We start from the raw sequence: 14,204 nt of genomic DNA, 5'->3' as shown, positions 1-14,204 counted from the left end.
ACGTCAAAGGGTCTCTGATCCGGTCAAGCGCCGCAGGGTGCTGCGCAGAATAGGGCTGTCGGGTTGCTGTTCCAGGGCCTTGGCCCAGACTTTGCGGGCTTCGCTCTGTTGGCCTTTGGCCCAGAGCACTTCCCCCAGGTGAGCGGCAACTTCGTGGTCGGGGAAGCGTTCGAGGGCCTTGCGCAGCAGGCGTTCGGCCTCGTCCAGATTGCCCATTCGATAATTGACCCAGCCAAGGCTGTCGAGAACGGCCGGATCATCGGGGTTTATCGAGTGAGCCTTTTCGATCAACGCTCTGGCCTCGGCGTAGCGCGTGGTCCGGTCTGAAAGTGTATAGCCCAGCGCATTGAGGGCCATGGCGTTTTCAGGCTCGCGCTTGATGATGGCGCGCAGATCCTTTTCCATCTGCGCCAGGTCGTTGCGCTTCTCGGCGAGCATTGCCCGCGTGTACAGCAGGTTGATGTCGTCAGGGTATTGTTTGAGCGCCTGGCTCAGGACCTGCCAACCGCGGTCAGCATGGTCATTGCTGGTCAACGTTTCGGCTTCGATCAGATAAAGCTGTATGGCATATTCGGGCTGAGCGTCGCGGGCTTCGGCCAGACGCTTGGACGCTTCTGCCGCGTTGCCATTGCTGATCAGGATGTCGCTCTGGCGCAACTGCGCTGTCAGGAAGTCTGTACCCGGTCCGACCTGCGCATATTCGTCCAGCGCACTTTGCGGATCATCGCGTTCCTCATGAATGCGGCCCAGATTCAGGTGCGCCGAATCGACGTGGGCACCGCGAGCGATCAGCTCTTCCAGATAACCTGCCGCTTCATCCCAGGCCTTGGCTTCCAGGCAGACCAGTGCCAGTGAAAAGCGCAGGTCATCGTCTTCTGGATACTGCTGCAGAAGGCTGGAGAACTGCGCCTTTGCGTCATTCATGCGGTTCTGTTCCACCAGCATGCGGGCATAGGTCAGGCGCAGGCGCTTGTCTTCGGGGTATTTCCTGATGCTTTTTTCAAGGATCGGCAATGCTTCCTTGCCGCGGCCCATGCTTTGCAGCAGGCGGGTGCGCAGCAGGATCGGCGCGACTTCGCCTTCCTTGGGGGGATTGTCTTCCAGCAGCTTGAGCGATTGTTCGGAGTCGCCGTTCTGTTGAAGCAGCAGAGCCTTGCCGAAGATCAACTGGCCGTTATTCGGGTATTTGCCCAGCAGCCGGTCAAAGCTTTTGAGCAGACCGTTGCGCGTATCCGAATCGGTTTCTGCGGCGGAGAGCGCCAGAAAATCGAAATGCGTGTCGCCCTGACCCTGCAGAACCTTCTCCATGTAAGCCATGGAGTCGTCATAGCGGCCCGAGCGCGCCAGTTGAATGGCGGCGGCCCGTTGCGCCTCGAGGTTCTTCGAGTCGTTTTTGGCCCAGATCAGCGCGGTGTCCAGCGCCGACTGGTCGGCACCCATGTACTCGGCGATGCGATAGGCGCGTTCGGAAACCCCGGGATCCTGAGTCTTGATCGCCTGGGTCACGTAGTTGTCCAAGGCGATATCGAAACGGTTGCGTTGCCCAGCCAGCTCCGCGCTCAGCAGGCTGACGAGGGTCTCCTGAGTGAACGAACCGTAGACCTGCGGCTTGGTTTCAGGCGCGGGAGGGGTTTCTTTCTGCGCAGTATCAGGCTGCGACGCAACGGGGGTCATGGACTGACAGCCGCCTAGAAAGGCCAGGGCAAGGAACAACGCGGAGAATCTATTCATATATAAGAAGGGCGGCTTACCTGCGGTTTGGATCATCATGACACAAGGCTGTTGGCAAACCCACAGCCGTCGGAAAAAGTACTTCAATGCTTATTTTAGCGGTGCTGCAGGCCTGCACAGGCGGCCTGCGATGAGCGATTCTAGTGGGACAATAATATGCGGTGGTTGTTCTGAGCTTATTGAAGTAGGACAATTGCCGGCTTCATGTCACAACCAGCGACCCTGAATGGCCTTCCTTGCACTTGGCATCAACCATAAGACCGCCTCGGTCGACGTTCGCGAGCGCGTGGCATTTACGCCCGAACAGTTGGTTGAGGCCCTGCAGCAGCTGTGTCGCCTGACGCATAGCCGTGAAGCGGCGATCCTCTCGACCTGTAATCGCAGTGAGCTGTACATCGAGCACGAAGAGCTTGCGGCCGACCAGATTCTGGCCTGGCTCGCCGATTATCATCATCTGAGCCTGGATGAGCTGCGCGCCAGCGCCTATGTCCACGAGGATGACGACGCCGTGAGACACATGATGCGGGTCGCGTCGGGTCTGGATTCTCTGGTATTGGGTGAGCCGCAGATTCTCGGCCAGATGAAATCGGCGTACGCTGTCGCCCGCGAGGCAGGTACCGTCGGTCCGTTGCTCGGCCGACTGTTCCAGGCCACGTTCAGTGCTGCCAAACAGGTGCGCACGGACACCGCCATTGGCGAGAACCCGGTATCGGTAGCGTTTGCCGCCGTCAGTCTGGCAAAACAGATTTTCAGCGATCTGCAACGCAGCCAGGCGTTACTGATCGGAGCGGGCGAGACCATCACGCTGGTTGCCCGGCATTTGCATGACCTTGGCGTCAAACGCATCGTGGTCGCCAACCGTACGCTGGAGCGCGCGAGTATTCTGGCCGCCGAGTTCGGTGCCCACGCTGTGTTGCTGTCGGATATTCCCGCCGAGCTGGTCAACAGTGACATTGTGATCAGCTCTACGGCCAGCCAGTTGCCGATCCTGGGCAAGGGCGCTGTTGAAAGTGCGCTGAAGCTGCGCAAGCACAAGCCGATTTTCATGGTCGATATTGCCGTACCCCGGGATATCGAACCGGAAGTCGGCGAACTGGATGACGTGTATCTGTACAGCGTCGATGACCTGCATGAAGTCGTCGCCGAGAATCTCAAGAGTCGTCAGGGGGCGGCGCTGGCGGCTGAACAGTTGGTCAGTGCCGGAGCCGAGGACTTCATGTCCCGCCTGCGCGAACTGGCGGCGGTCGATGTGCTGCGCGCCTATCGGCAGCAGAGCGAGCGGCTGCGGGACGAAGAACTGAGCAAGGCCCAGCGCATGCTCGCCAACGGCAGCAATGCCGAAGAGGTGCTGGTGCAACTGGCGCGCGGTCTGACCAACAAATTGCTGCACGCTCCGAGCGTTCAGCTCAAGAAGCTGTCTGCCGAAGGCCGCGTCGATGCGCTGGCTATGGCTCAGGAACTTTTTGCCCTCGGTGAGGGCTCGACGGATAAAACCCCGCAATGAAAGCTTCACTGCTCAACAAGCTGGATGTGCTCAGCGACCGCTTCGAGGAACTGACTGCGCTGCTGGGCGACGCAGAGGTCATCAGCGATCAGACCAAATTTCGCGCCTATTCTCGTGAATACGCCGAGGTAGAGCCTGTTATTGCGCTTTACAATCAGCGCATCAAGCTGGTGGCCGACCTTGAAGGTGCGCAGGCACTGCTCAAGGACAGTGATCCGGACATGCGTGAAATGGCGGTCGAAGAAGTTCGGGAGACCAAACTGCAGCTTGTCGAGCTGGAGGCTGAGTTGCAGCGCATGCTGCTGCCCAGGGACCCTAACGATGGCCGTAACGTGTTTCTGGAAATACGCGCTGGCACCGGCGGTGACGAGGCGGCGATTTTCTCCGGCGACCTGTTTCGTATGTATTCGCGTTACGCCGAGCGGCGTGGCTGGCGCGTGGAAGTGCTGTCCGAGAACGAAGGCGAGCATGGCGGCTACAAGGAAGTCATTGCCCGCGTCGAAGGCGAGAACGTTTACGGCAAGCTGAAATTCGAGTCCGGGGCGCATCGCGTGCAGCGCGTGCCCGAAACCGAATCCCAGGGTCGCATTCATACGTCTGCCTGCACGGTGGCGGTGTTGCCGGAGCCCGACGAGCAGCAGGCGATCGAGATCAATCCGGCTGACCTGCGTGTCGACACCTACCGTTCTTCCGGTGCCGGTGGTCAGCACGTCAACAAGACCGACTCGGCCATCCGCATCACCCACTTGCCGTCAGGTATCGTCGTGGAGTGCCAGGAAGAGCGCTCGCAGCACAAGAACAGAGCGCGTGCGATGTCCTGGTTATCTGCCAAACTCAATGACCAGCAGACCAGTGCCGCTGCCAATGCGATTGCCAGCGAGCGCAAGCTGCTGGTGGGCTCCGGTGATCGTTCGGAGCGTATTCGCACGTATAATTTTCCTCAGGGGCGAGTAACGGATCACCGCGTGAACCTGACCCTGTATTCGCTGGATGAAGTCATGGCCGGTGGAGTCGATGCAGTGATAGAGCCGCTACTCGCTGAATATCAGGCTGATCAACTTGCGGCACTGGGTGAGTAAATGACCATCATCGCCAGCTTGTTAAGAAGCGCTGAGCTTCCCGATTCCCCAACCGCCCGGCTGGACGCCGAGTTGCTGCTGGCCGCTGCCCTGGGCAAGCCCCGCAGCTTCCTGCACACCTGGCCCGAGCGTATTGTCAGCACCGAAGCGGCGCTGGCGTTCTCGGGGTTCTTGCAGCGTCGCCGTACCGGTGAGCCTGTCGCCTATATTCTGGGTCAGCAAGGCTTCTGGAAGCTCGACCTCGAAGTCGCGCCGCACACCCTGATTCCGCGCCCGGAGACTGAAATGCTGGTCGAGGCCGCGCTGGAACTGGTGCCTGCCTTCGCTCCCGCCGAGGTGCTGGACATGGGAACGGGCACCGGAGCCATCGGTCTGGCGTTGGCCAATGATCGTCAGCAATGGAAAATCACCGCCGTTGATCGTGTGCCTGAAGCCGTGGCACTGGCCGAGCGCAATCGCCAGCGCCTGCAACTGGACAATGCCGCGGTCATGAACAGCCACTGGTTCAGTGCGCTGGAAGGTCGGCAGTTCGATCTGATCATCAGCAATCCGCCATATATCGCCGAAACTGATCCCCATCTTTCGGCCGGTGATGTGCGCTTCGAGCCGAGCAGTGCGCTGACCGCAGGTCCCGACGGTCTGGACGATCTGCGCACCATTATCAGCCAGGCGCCCGATCACCTGAGTCCGGGCGGCTGGTTGTTGCTGGAACATGGCTATGATCAGGGCTCTGCGGTGCGGGAATTGCTGATCCGTAGTGGCTTCGAGCGTATTCAGACTCGCCGTGATCTGGGTGAGCACGAGCGCATTACCTTCGGATGCATGCCGTGCTGAGTGATCAGGAACTGCTGCGCTACAGCCGCCAGATTCTGCTGCAACACGTCGATATCGAAGGGCAATTGCGTCTCGGCAAAAGCCGTGCGCTGGTGGTCGGGCTGGGCGGGCTGGGCTCGCCGGTCGCGCTGTATCTTGCCGCTGCCGGGGTTGGAGAGCTGCATCTGGCCGACTTCGACACCGTCGACCTGACCAATCTGCAACGTCAGATCATTCATGACACACAGAGCGTCGGCATGGCCAAGGTGGATTCTGCCATCGCCCGTCTGACCGCCATCAACCCGCAAGTCAGTCTGGTCGCTCATCGTGAAGCGCTGGACGTTGATTCATTGAGCGCTGCCGTACAGGCCGTGGATCTGGTCCTCGACTGCTCCGATAATTTTTCCACCCGCGAGGCGGTCAATGCGGCATGTGTAAAGGCCGGCCGGCCACTGATCAGCGGCGCAGCCATTCGGCTCGAAGGTCAGTTGTCGGTGTTCGATCCGCGGCGCAGTGAGAGCCCCTGCTACCACTGTCTGTATGGGCATGGCAGCGAGGCCGAACTGACCTGCAGTGAGGCCGGTGTCATCGGCCCGCTGGTCGGGCTGGTGGGCAGTCTGCAGGCGCTTGAAGCCTTGAAGTTGCTCGCAGGTTTTGGCGAGCCGATGGTGGGGCGCCTGCTGCTGATTGATGCCTTGACCACCCGTTTTCGAGAGCTGAAGGTCAAGCGTGACCCCGGTTGCAGCGTATGCGGTGCGGCGAACGGGCAGGGCGAGCATGTCTGACGTTCACATGAGCTATGGCAGCGACGCTCCGGTCGGGGTGTTCGATTCCGGTGTCGGCGGTCTGTCGGTGCTGGGCGAGATTCGTCAGAGGCTGCCCCACGAATCGCTGATGTATCTGGCCGATTGCGGCCACATTCCATATGGTGAAAAAAGCTCCGAGTACATCATCGAGCGCTGCCTGACCATTGCCGGCTTCTTTCGCGAGCAGGGTGCCAAGGCGCTGGTCGTTGCATGTAACACCGCCACGGCAGCAGGCGTTGCCCATATTCGTCAGGTATATCCGGACTGGCCCATCGTGGGCATGGAGCCTGCGGTCAAGCCGGCGGCCGAGGCGACCCGAAGCGGCGTCGTGGGTGTGCTGGCAACGACCGGAACATTGCAGAGCGCCCGTTTCGCGGCCTTGCTCGACAGGTTTGCCAGTGATGTTCGTGTGGTGACCCAGCCGTGCCCGGGGCTGGTCGAACTGATTGAAACCGGTGATCTGCACAGCCCGCAGATTCGTCAGTTGCTCGGTCGTTACGTCGAGCCGTTGTTAGCCGAGCGTTGCGACACTGTCATCCTGGGCTGCACGCATTACCCCTTCCTCAAACCGCTGTTGCAGCAAATGCTCCCCGAGTCGGTCGCCCTGATCGATACCGGTGCTGCGGTGGCGCGTCAGCTTGAGCGTCTTCTGGCCGCCAATGCTCTGCTCGCCAATGGAACTGCTCGCGAGACGTTGTACTGGTCCAGTGACGATCCTGAAAAATTCAGAAAAGTCCTACGCAGCCTATGGAAAACGCCCGGTAATGTGAGAAGCTTCCATTTGTAAAAAAAACGTGAAAAAAATTGTTCCGGGGCTGAACTAACGCCTCGTCTGCGATTTCTATAACGCGACTGATCACAATTTCAATCTGGTAACACTTCATACAATTTAGGGCGTTTCTCATGAAGAGATTCTTTTGCATGGCTGTTTTTTCAGCCATCCTGGCGGGGCAAGTTTCAATGGCGCAGGCTGATGGCGTCGAGTTTTCTGTCGGTCAGACCGGCGAATCGACCATGACCTATCGTCTGGGCGTTCAATTTGATTGGGACAAGAGCTGGCTGCAAAGCGACGTGGGTCGTCTGACCGGTTACTGGGATGGTGCCTACACCTACTGGGACGGCAAGGATTACAAAGACAACCACAGTCTGTCGTTCTCTCCGGTTCTGGTCTATGAGTTCGCAGGCGGCAGCGTGAAGCCTTACATCGAGGCTGGTATCGGCGTCTCCGTGTTCTCGAACACTCAGGTTGAAGATCGCAAGTTTGGCTCTGCTTTCAACTTCGAAGACCGTGTCGGTTTCGGTTTGCGTTTTGCGGGTGGTCATGAAGTGGGCATCCGTGCCACTCACTACTCCAACGCCGGCATCAAACAGCCAAACGATGGTATCGAGAGCTACGCACTGCACTACAAAATGCCGTTCTGATTTCAAGCATGATCGTGCCAATGTGCTGCATTGGCGCGCGTCCGGCAAGCTGCAGGTCTTACCTGCAGCCCCATCAAAGATAAGCCGTCGCAATCCCCTTGCGTTCGTTCAGACAATCCTCCGCACCCGCCTCGAATTCCCGACAGATCAACGGTCGTTTCTCATAGATCGTGCACATCATCGTGTTGCGATCCAGCGCCGCGCACCAGCCGTCGTCCAGGCGCAGCATGACCTCGCCACCCCAGTCATCGGTATCGATATAGCGCTCGGGCACACCTGTGTCGGTGATGAGCATCACCTCCAGTTGGCAGCAACAGGCCGCGCAGGTGGAGCATGTCACTGGTTCCTCGTCGATGACAGGTACGAGCGGGATAAGGGTGTCGTTCAGAGGGAAGCTCCTGAGTGTCTGGCGCGCACACTTGCCGCCAGCCACTGAAGCAGGGGGAACACAGCTGCCCAGATTAAGGCAAGCAGCGTCATGCTGGGCCAGAACCCGAGCGGAAGATGAACCTGCGCCAGTTGTGAGCCGGCATAGTAAGACATCGGGCCGCCAATAGCCCCCAGAACCGCCGCCCGCCAGACGGGCACTGCTGTCCAGGCAAGGCAATGGTTGAGCGTGGTGCCCAGAACGGCCCACAACACAATCAGCCACAGCGGAATCAGATAACCGCCGGTCCCGAAATCGAAGACCCCAAGCGTCATCAGCACACTGTCCAACACCGTGCCCGCCAGCGTCACCAGCAATACCAGTCGCCCTTCGGCCGCCCATGAGCTGATCCACAGGAAGTGAATCAGCAGTGCGCCGACGGCAATCAGTAGCCAGTAACTGCTGCTGCCCAGCACGCACGCGAACCAGCCCGCCTGGAACAGCAGCGCGTTGGCGACTGACTTAAGCATTGAAACGCCCTAACAGCGGTTCGCGCAGGGCTTCGGGTTTGGCCAGCAACAGCTGAGCGGTGCCGATGGTGCGCTCCAGGAAGCCGCCTTCGCAGTAGCACAGGTAAAACTCCCACAACCGCAGGAAGTACTCGTCATAGCCCAGTTCGGTCAGCCTGACGTGGGCGTGCCTGAAATTGTCGTACCACATGCGCAGCGTGCGCGCGTAATGCAGGCCGAAGTCTTCCATGTGCAGCAGATTCATGTCGGTGTCGGAGCCGACAATGTCGAGCATCTTCGCCACCGATGGCAGGGCACCGCCGGGAAAGATGTAACGCTGGATGAAGTCCACGTTGCGTCTGGCCTGCGCGTAACGCTGCTCGCGAATGGTGATGGCCTGCAAAAGCATCAGCCCGTCGCTCTTGAGCAGGTTGGCGCACTGCTTGAAGTAGGTGGGCAGAAACCGGTGGCCCACCGCTTCGATCATTTCGATGGAAACCAGCTTGTCGTACTCACCGGTCAGGTCGCGATAGTCGGTCAGCAGAAGCGTGACGCGATCTGTCAGGCCCAGCTCGTTCAGACGTCGTTCGGTGTAAGCGAACTGCTCGGCCGACAGGGTCGTGGTGGTAACCCGGCATCCATAATGCTGCGCCGCATAGATGGCCATGCTGCCCCAGCCTGTACCGATTTCCAGCAGGTGATCGGTCGATTTGAGCGCCAGCTTCTGGCAGATACGTTCCAGCTTGTTCAACTGGGCCTGTTCCAGAGTGTCGTCCGGGTTCAGGAATTGGGCAGCGGAATACATCATTGTCGGGTCGAGGAATTGCTCGAACAGCGTGTTACCCAGGTCGTAATGGGCTGCGATATTTTTCTGCGAGCCTTTGCGTGTGTTGCGATTCAGCCAGTGCAGGCCATGAATCACCGGGCGCGTCAGGCGGGCGAAACCGCCTTCCATGGCATCCAGCACCTCCAGGTTGCTGACGAAGATTCTGACCACGGCGGTCAGGTCCGGCGTGGTCCAGTAACCGTGGATGAACGCCTCGGCAGCACCGATCGAGCCGGTGCTGGCAATCATGCCCCAGGCAGCGGAATCCAGAACGTGCACTTCACCTTGAATCAGGGCGCCAGCCTTGCCGAATGTAAGGCGTTCGCCACCTTCGATAACGACCAGTTGACCATTGCGCAGGCCTGCCAGTTGTCGAAGCACGCCTCGACGCAGGATGCTGGCGGTCAGGCTGTTGGTACCCAGATTGGCAGAAAAACTACTGCTACTGCTTTTCATGGCGTGAATCCTTGGGTTGCGCGGCGGCAGCACGGTACTCGCCGTCGGCGGCCTGATGGGAAAAGATCGGTATGCGTTTGGCGAACAGGCGTATGGCCTGCCAATAAATCGCCAGACAGGTTTTTGCGGTCATCCAGGGAAACGTGATCAGGTAGCGGTGCAGCGTTCGACGGCTCAGGCTCTGGCGCGTCAGGTTGAGCGTGGCGTCGAACATTTTCAGCTCGCCCTGCCAGTCGGCCATGTGCACGCCGATCCGTTCGGCGGGCTGGCTGAAGCTCATGCGGTATTCGAGGTCGCGAGGCAGAAACGGTGAAACATGAAAGGCCTTGGCCACGGCAAAATGTTGATGCCCTTCGCCATTGGCGGGCAATACATAGCTGTACCGCTCGCCCCACGGGGTGTTGGTGACTTCACACAAGATGGCGGCCAGCGTACCGTCCGCTTCATGGCAATAGAAGAAACTCACCGGATTGAACGACAGGCCCCAACTGCGCGCCTGGGTCAGCAGGCAGACGGAACCGGTCGGCGTGCGCCCCAGCGCAGCACTGACCCGCTCGCGCACGGCCTCGATCAGCGACAGACCTCGGCCTGTCAGTTCCGGCAGATAATCGCGCTCACGGAACGAGAACGGCGCAAAGCGTTTGTTCCCCGCCAGCGGCGATAACCCGAGCACGCTGGCCTGTTCATCCAGATCCAGGTACAGCAGACCGATGCGATAGGTAAACGCATGCGATCGGGGAGCAAATCGCCGATGCGAAATCCAGCCGCTGTAAAGCGCGCTGTTCACAGGGCTTCCCCGAAGGCTTTGGCTACGCGCAACCCGCTGACCACGCCGTCTTCATGAAAACCATTGGCCCAATACGCACCACAGTACCAGGTGTGATCGAGGCCGTTGATTTCTTCCCAGCGGGCTTGGGCTGCAACGGCCTGCAGGCTGTATTGCGGGTGAGCGTAGCGGTAGCGGCCGATGACTTTTTCAGGGTCGATGGCAGCGCTCTGATTCAGGCTTACGCAGAAGGTGGTGTCGCTTTCGATGCCCTGCAGGATGTTCATGTCATAAGTGACGGCAGCCAGTTGCTGCTCTCCGCCGCCCAGCCGGTAATTCCAGCTCGCCCAGGCCAGACGACGGTCAGGCAGCAGGCGGGTGTCGGTGTGCAGCACCACATCGTTCTCGGCATAGCGCAACGCGCCCAGAACGCTCTGCTCGGCACTGGAGGGCTCGGCCAGCATGGCGAGTGCCTGATCGCTGTGACAGGCGAAGATCACCTTGTCGAAGCGCTCGGTGCCCATCGCGCTGTGCAGTGTGACGCCGTCCTGATCGCGCTCGACGCGGATGACCGGACAGGACAGATGAATCTTCTCCCGGAACGATGCCGTCAACGGCTCGATATAGCCTCTGGAGCCGCCTTCGATCACGCACCACTGCGGTCGATTGGTGACAGACAGCAGGCCGTGGTTCTTGAAGAAGCGCACGAAAAACTGCAGCGGAAACCCCAGCATGTCCGCCAGTGACATCGACCAGATCGCCGCACCCATCGGCACGATGTAGTGGTCGATGAAGCGTTGACCGTAGCGACCGTTCTTCAAGTACTCGCCCAGCGTGGTGTCAGCGGCGATGCGCTGGTTTTCCAGGTCTTCTATGGCCAGACGATTGAAGCGCAGGATGTCGCGCAGCATTCCCCAGAATTTCGGTGACAGCAGGTTGCTGCGCTGGGCGAACAGGCTGTTAAGGTTATTGCCGTTGTACTCCACCCCGGTGTGCGGATCGTGTACCGAAAAACTCATTTCTGTAGGTTTGAACGCCACACCCAACTGGCCGAGCAACTTGACGAAGTTCGGGTACGTCCAGTCATTGAATACAATGAATCCGGTATCGATAGCGTGATGACGTCCATCGACCTGCACATCGACCGTATGCGTGTGCCCGCCGATCCAGTCGGACGACTCGAACACCGTCACATCGTGCGAGCGGTTGAGCAGATAGGCACTGGTCAGTCCGGCAATACCGCTGCCGACTACGGCGATTTTCATTGAGTGTCCTTATTCGATGTGGCGCCGGATTCCGAAGAGCGTGCCATGCGCCTGCCGATGGCGAGTCTTGCGCGGGCCGGTAGCATTGCCAGCAGTCGCATACTGAAAATGAATGCAGCTGGGAAGGCGATCTCCAGCGGACGCTTCTCGCGTGCCAGATGCTGTGCGATGTGTCTCGCTGCCTTGTCGACCGGCCAGCGCATGGGCATCGGGAAATCGTTTTTTTCAGTCAGGGGCGTCTCAACGAAACCCGGGCTGACGATGGTCACGTCAATGTTCTCGCTGGCCAGATCCAGCCGCAGGGCTTCGAACAGGTAGCGCAGACCGGCTTTGGAGGCACCGTAGGCTTCGGCGCGTGGCAGGGCCAGGAAGGTCACGGCACTGGCCACGCCAACCAGATGCGGGCGACGCCCTTTGCGCAGCAGCGGCAGGGCTTCCTGTATGCAGAGGCTGCTGGCCAGCAGGTTGGTGCGCACCACGCGTTCGACCATTGCCGCTTCGAATTGCCTGGCATCAATGTACTCGCAGGTGCCCGCGTTGAGGATCGCCGTGTCCAGTGCACCCCATTCCTGAGCGATCAGGTCCGCAATGGCAGTGACTTGCATGCCATCGGTGATATCGCCGGTCGCCAGCAGCACTTGAGTCGGGTATTGAGCAGCCAGATTCTGCAACGGCTCCAGCGTGCGTGCCGTCAGCGCGACACGATGGCCTGCCTTGAGCAGTTCGATGGCAAGCGCAAGGCCTATGCCGCTGCTTGCGCCAGTCAGCCATATACGTCGAGCAACAGGAGTGTTCATGCCAACCTCTTCTTGAGCCAATTGATCACCCGACCCATGACGGGCAAATGCTCATAGAGCAGTGCGCCAGCGTCGAAGTAGTCCTGGTGCCGATAAACCTTGTCGTCGCGCCACTTCAGATGCGAGCAGCCCTGGACATGGATGGTGCACCCATTGGCCAGACGCGGATGTGAGTAATGCATGGTCCAGAGCAGATAGCCTTCACCGGACCTGACTTCGTCGAACGCGTGGAAGTCGAAACGCAGGTCGCTGACATTGGCATACAGCCCGGCGAAATAGCGCCGCATGGCTGTCAGGCCATGGATGTCGTGCATCGGGTCGCTGAAAGAGACGTCGTCGCTGTACAGCTCGGCGACCCGATCAAGGTTGTCCTTGTTCAGCGCAGCAAAGCCCTCAGCGAACCGATGCAGGAAATCAGTCATCCGCTTTCTCCGTCGCAGACTGGCGACCGGGCAGGGCCTTGAAGGCCGCCAGCGCACGGGCACGGCTTTTGCTCAGGTCCACGATGGGGGCAGGATAGTCCGCGACGCCGAACAGGCCACCGGCAGAGGCCGGGTTGTGGACCTGCTTCTTGTTCAGATCAGCCAGTTCCGGCAGCCAGCGTTTGAGGAATACGCCTTCAGGGTCGAATCGCTCGGACTGTGACAGCGGGTTGAAAATGCGGAAGTAGGGCACCGAATCCGTCCCGGTGGACGAACTCCATTGCCAGCCGCCATTGTTGGCGGCGAGGTCGCCGTCGATCAGGTGACGCATGAAAAAGCGCTCGCCTTCCCGCCAGTCGATCAGCAGATTCTTGGTGAGGAACATCGCGACGACCATCCGTAGTCGGTTATGCATCCAGCCGGTCTCCAGCAACTGACGCATGGCCGCGTCGATGATCGGCAGACCGGTTCGCGCCTCTTGCCAGGCCAGCAGTTCTTCAGGTGCATTGCGCCATTTCAAGGCTTCGGTTTCCGGACGGAAAGCGCGATGCCTTGAAACACGTGGATAGCCGACCAGCGTGTGTTTATAGAACTCCCTCCACAGCAGTTCATTGATCCAGGTCACGCTTCCTTCACTGCCGGTCTCGAATTCACCATGATTGCTGGTCAGCGCTGCATGCAGGCATTGACGCGGCGATACCACGCCCGCTGCAAGGTAGGCCGACAACTGGCTGGTGCCAGGTCTGGCCGGGAGGTCGCGTTCAGTCTTGTAATAGTGGATCTGATCGTCAGTGAACTCGGACAGACGCCGATGGGCCTCGTCTTCACCCGCAGGCCACAGATCGCGCAGTGCCTTGGACGGCACGGAAAAGCCGTTGACGGCGTCCGGAATCGTGTCACTTTTGATCGAAAGCGGCTCCTGTGGCGCGGGCGTGCGCACAGTACGCGGCATCGCTTCGTGCAGTCGCGAGTAGCAGACTTTCTTGAACTGGCTGAAGACCTGAAAATAATTGCCGGTCTTGGTCAGAACACTGCCGGGCTTGAACAGCAGTTGGTCCAGATGGCTGTGGACATGAACGCCAGCGTCTTCCAGCGTTTTTTGCACCGCCTCGTCGCGGCGGGTTTCGTTGATGCCGTATTCCTCATTGGCGTGAACCGCTTCAATCTTGAACTGTCTGCACAGTTTCGACAGAACCTCGGGCGCCTTGTCCCAGGTGTCAGCTTCGCGGATCAACAGCGGCACATTGAGCTTGCCGAGCGCCTTTTCCAGCTCGACCAGATTACGCAGCCAGAAATCGACCTTGCAGTCTGCGTCGTCATGGCTTTGCCACTGGGCCGGACTGATCAGATAGACCGCCAGTGTCGGTCCCCGCTCCATGGCGGTGCTCAAGGCAGTATTGTCATGAACGCGCAGGTCGGTGCGCAGCCAAAGCAGTTGCAT

The 14,204-nt window shown here is 59.6% G+C and carries 15 protein-coding genes; 6 read left to right on the top strand and 9 right to left on the bottom strand.

The window, feature by feature from the left end:
- Positions 1-3 precede the first annotated feature (3 nt).
- Positions 4-1,731, bottom strand: coding sequence for a tetratricopeptide repeat protein (locus KDX39_RS07620; protein WP_231659898.1), 1,728 nt, complete (start codon positions 1,729-1,731; stop codon positions 4-6).
- Positions 1,732-1,957: 226 nt separating this feature from the next.
- Between KDX39_RS07620 and hemA the strand changes: the two genes are divergently transcribed.
- From hemA to KDX39_RS07590, 6 genes are all read left to right on the top strand, one after another.
- Positions 1,958-3,235 (top strand): glutamyl-tRNA reductase, encoded by a 1,278-nt coding sequence (hemA, locus tag KDX39_RS07615; protein ID WP_231659897.1) that lies wholly within the window; start codon positions 1,958-1,960, stop codon positions 3,233-3,235.
- Positions 3,232-4,314 carry a peptide chain release factor 1 gene (gene prfA / locus KDX39_RS07610; protein WP_099226965.1) on the top strand — a complete coding sequence of 361 codons (1,083 nt, stop codon included), beginning with the start codon at positions 3,232-3,234 and terminating at the stop codon, positions 4,312-4,314. Before hemA ends, prfA begins: the two co-directional genes overlap by 4 nt.
- A complete protein-coding gene (gene prmC, locus KDX39_RS07605) occupies positions 4,315-5,148 on the top strand; it encodes a peptide chain release factor N(5)-glutamine methyltransferase (protein WP_231659896.1) in 834 nt (277 codons plus the stop codon).
- Positions 5,142-5,912: a molybdopterin-synthase adenylyltransferase MoeB gene (locus KDX39_RS07600; protein WP_231659895.1), complete on the top strand. Its 771-nt coding sequence runs from the start codon at positions 5,142-5,144 to the stop codon at positions 5,910-5,912. The genes prmC and KDX39_RS07600 overlap by 7 nt, the downstream gene beginning before the upstream one ends.
- A complete protein-coding gene (gene murI / locus KDX39_RS07595; protein ID WP_231659894.1) occupies positions 5,905-6,720 on the top strand; it encodes a glutamate racemase in 816 nt (271 codons plus the stop codon). The genes KDX39_RS07600 and murI overlap by 8 nt, the downstream gene beginning before the upstream one ends.
- Positions 6,721-6,836: 116 nt before the next feature.
- The gene (locus tag KDX39_RS07590; RefSeq protein WP_004879792.1) at positions 6,837-7,355 is read left to right on the top strand and encodes an acyloxyacyl hydrolase; all 519 of its coding nucleotides are present in this window, start codon (positions 6,837-6,839) and stop codon (positions 7,353-7,355) included.
- A gap of 73 nt (positions 7,356-7,428) precedes the next feature.
- Here KDX39_RS07590 and KDX39_RS07585 read toward each other — a convergent pair whose 3' ends face one another.
- From KDX39_RS07585 to phrB, 8 genes are read right to left on the bottom strand one after another with little or no spacing between them, the layout of a single operon-like run.
- Positions 7,429-7,743, bottom strand: coding sequence for a YkgJ family cysteine cluster protein (locus KDX39_RS07585; RefSeq protein ID WP_032632501.1), 315 nt, complete (start codon positions 7,741-7,743; stop codon positions 7,429-7,431).
- A complete protein-coding gene (locus KDX39_RS07580; protein ID WP_231659893.1) occupies positions 7,740-8,252 on the bottom strand; it encodes a DUF2878 domain-containing protein in 513 nt (170 codons plus the stop codon). Before KDX39_RS07580 ends, KDX39_RS07585 begins: the two co-directional genes overlap by 4 nt.
- The gene (locus KDX39_RS07575; RefSeq protein WP_210073082.1) at positions 8,245-9,513 is read right to left on the bottom strand and encodes an SAM-dependent methyltransferase; all 1,269 of its coding nucleotides are present in this window, start codon (positions 9,511-9,513) and stop codon (positions 8,245-8,247) included. The genes KDX39_RS07580 and KDX39_RS07575 overlap by 8 nt, the downstream gene beginning before the upstream one ends.
- Positions 9,500-10,300: a DUF1365 domain-containing protein gene (locus KDX39_RS07570; protein WP_231659892.1), complete on the bottom strand. Its 801-nt coding sequence runs from the start codon at positions 10,298-10,300 to the stop codon at positions 9,500-9,502. The genes KDX39_RS07575 and KDX39_RS07570 overlap by 14 nt, the downstream gene beginning before the upstream one ends.
- Positions 10,297-11,544, bottom strand: a complete 1,248-nt coding sequence (locus KDX39_RS07565; protein WP_231659891.1) for an NAD(P)/FAD-dependent oxidoreductase — start codon at positions 11,542-11,544, stop codon at positions 10,297-10,299. Before KDX39_RS07565 ends, KDX39_RS07570 begins: the two co-directional genes overlap by 4 nt.
- Complete coding sequence (locus KDX39_RS07560) at positions 11,541-12,341, bottom strand: SDR family NAD(P)-dependent oxidoreductase (RefSeq protein ID WP_231659890.1); 801 nt, start codon at positions 12,339-12,341, stop codon at positions 11,541-11,543. Before KDX39_RS07560 ends, KDX39_RS07565 begins: the two co-directional genes overlap by 4 nt.
- Positions 12,338-12,763, bottom strand: a complete 426-nt coding sequence (locus tag KDX39_RS07555) for a nuclear transport factor 2 family protein (RefSeq protein ID WP_231659889.1) — start codon at positions 12,761-12,763, stop codon at positions 12,338-12,340. The genes KDX39_RS07560 and KDX39_RS07555 overlap by 4 nt, the downstream gene beginning before the upstream one ends.
- The gene (gene phrB, locus KDX39_RS07550; RefSeq protein WP_231659888.1) at positions 12,756-14,204 is read right to left on the bottom strand and encodes a deoxyribodipyrimidine photo-lyase; all 1,449 of its coding nucleotides are present in this window, start codon (positions 14,202-14,204) and stop codon (positions 12,756-12,758) included. The genes KDX39_RS07555 and phrB overlap by 8 nt, the downstream gene beginning before the upstream one ends.

It is taken from the genome of Pseudomonas sp. CDFA 610, assembly GCF_021147865.1.
GTDB classification, from domain to species: Bacteria; Pseudomonadota; Gammaproteobacteria; order Pseudomonadales; family Pseudomonadaceae; genus Aquipseudomonas; species Aquipseudomonas alliivorans.
This window is presented reverse-complemented; position numbering and strand designations above follow the sequence as displayed.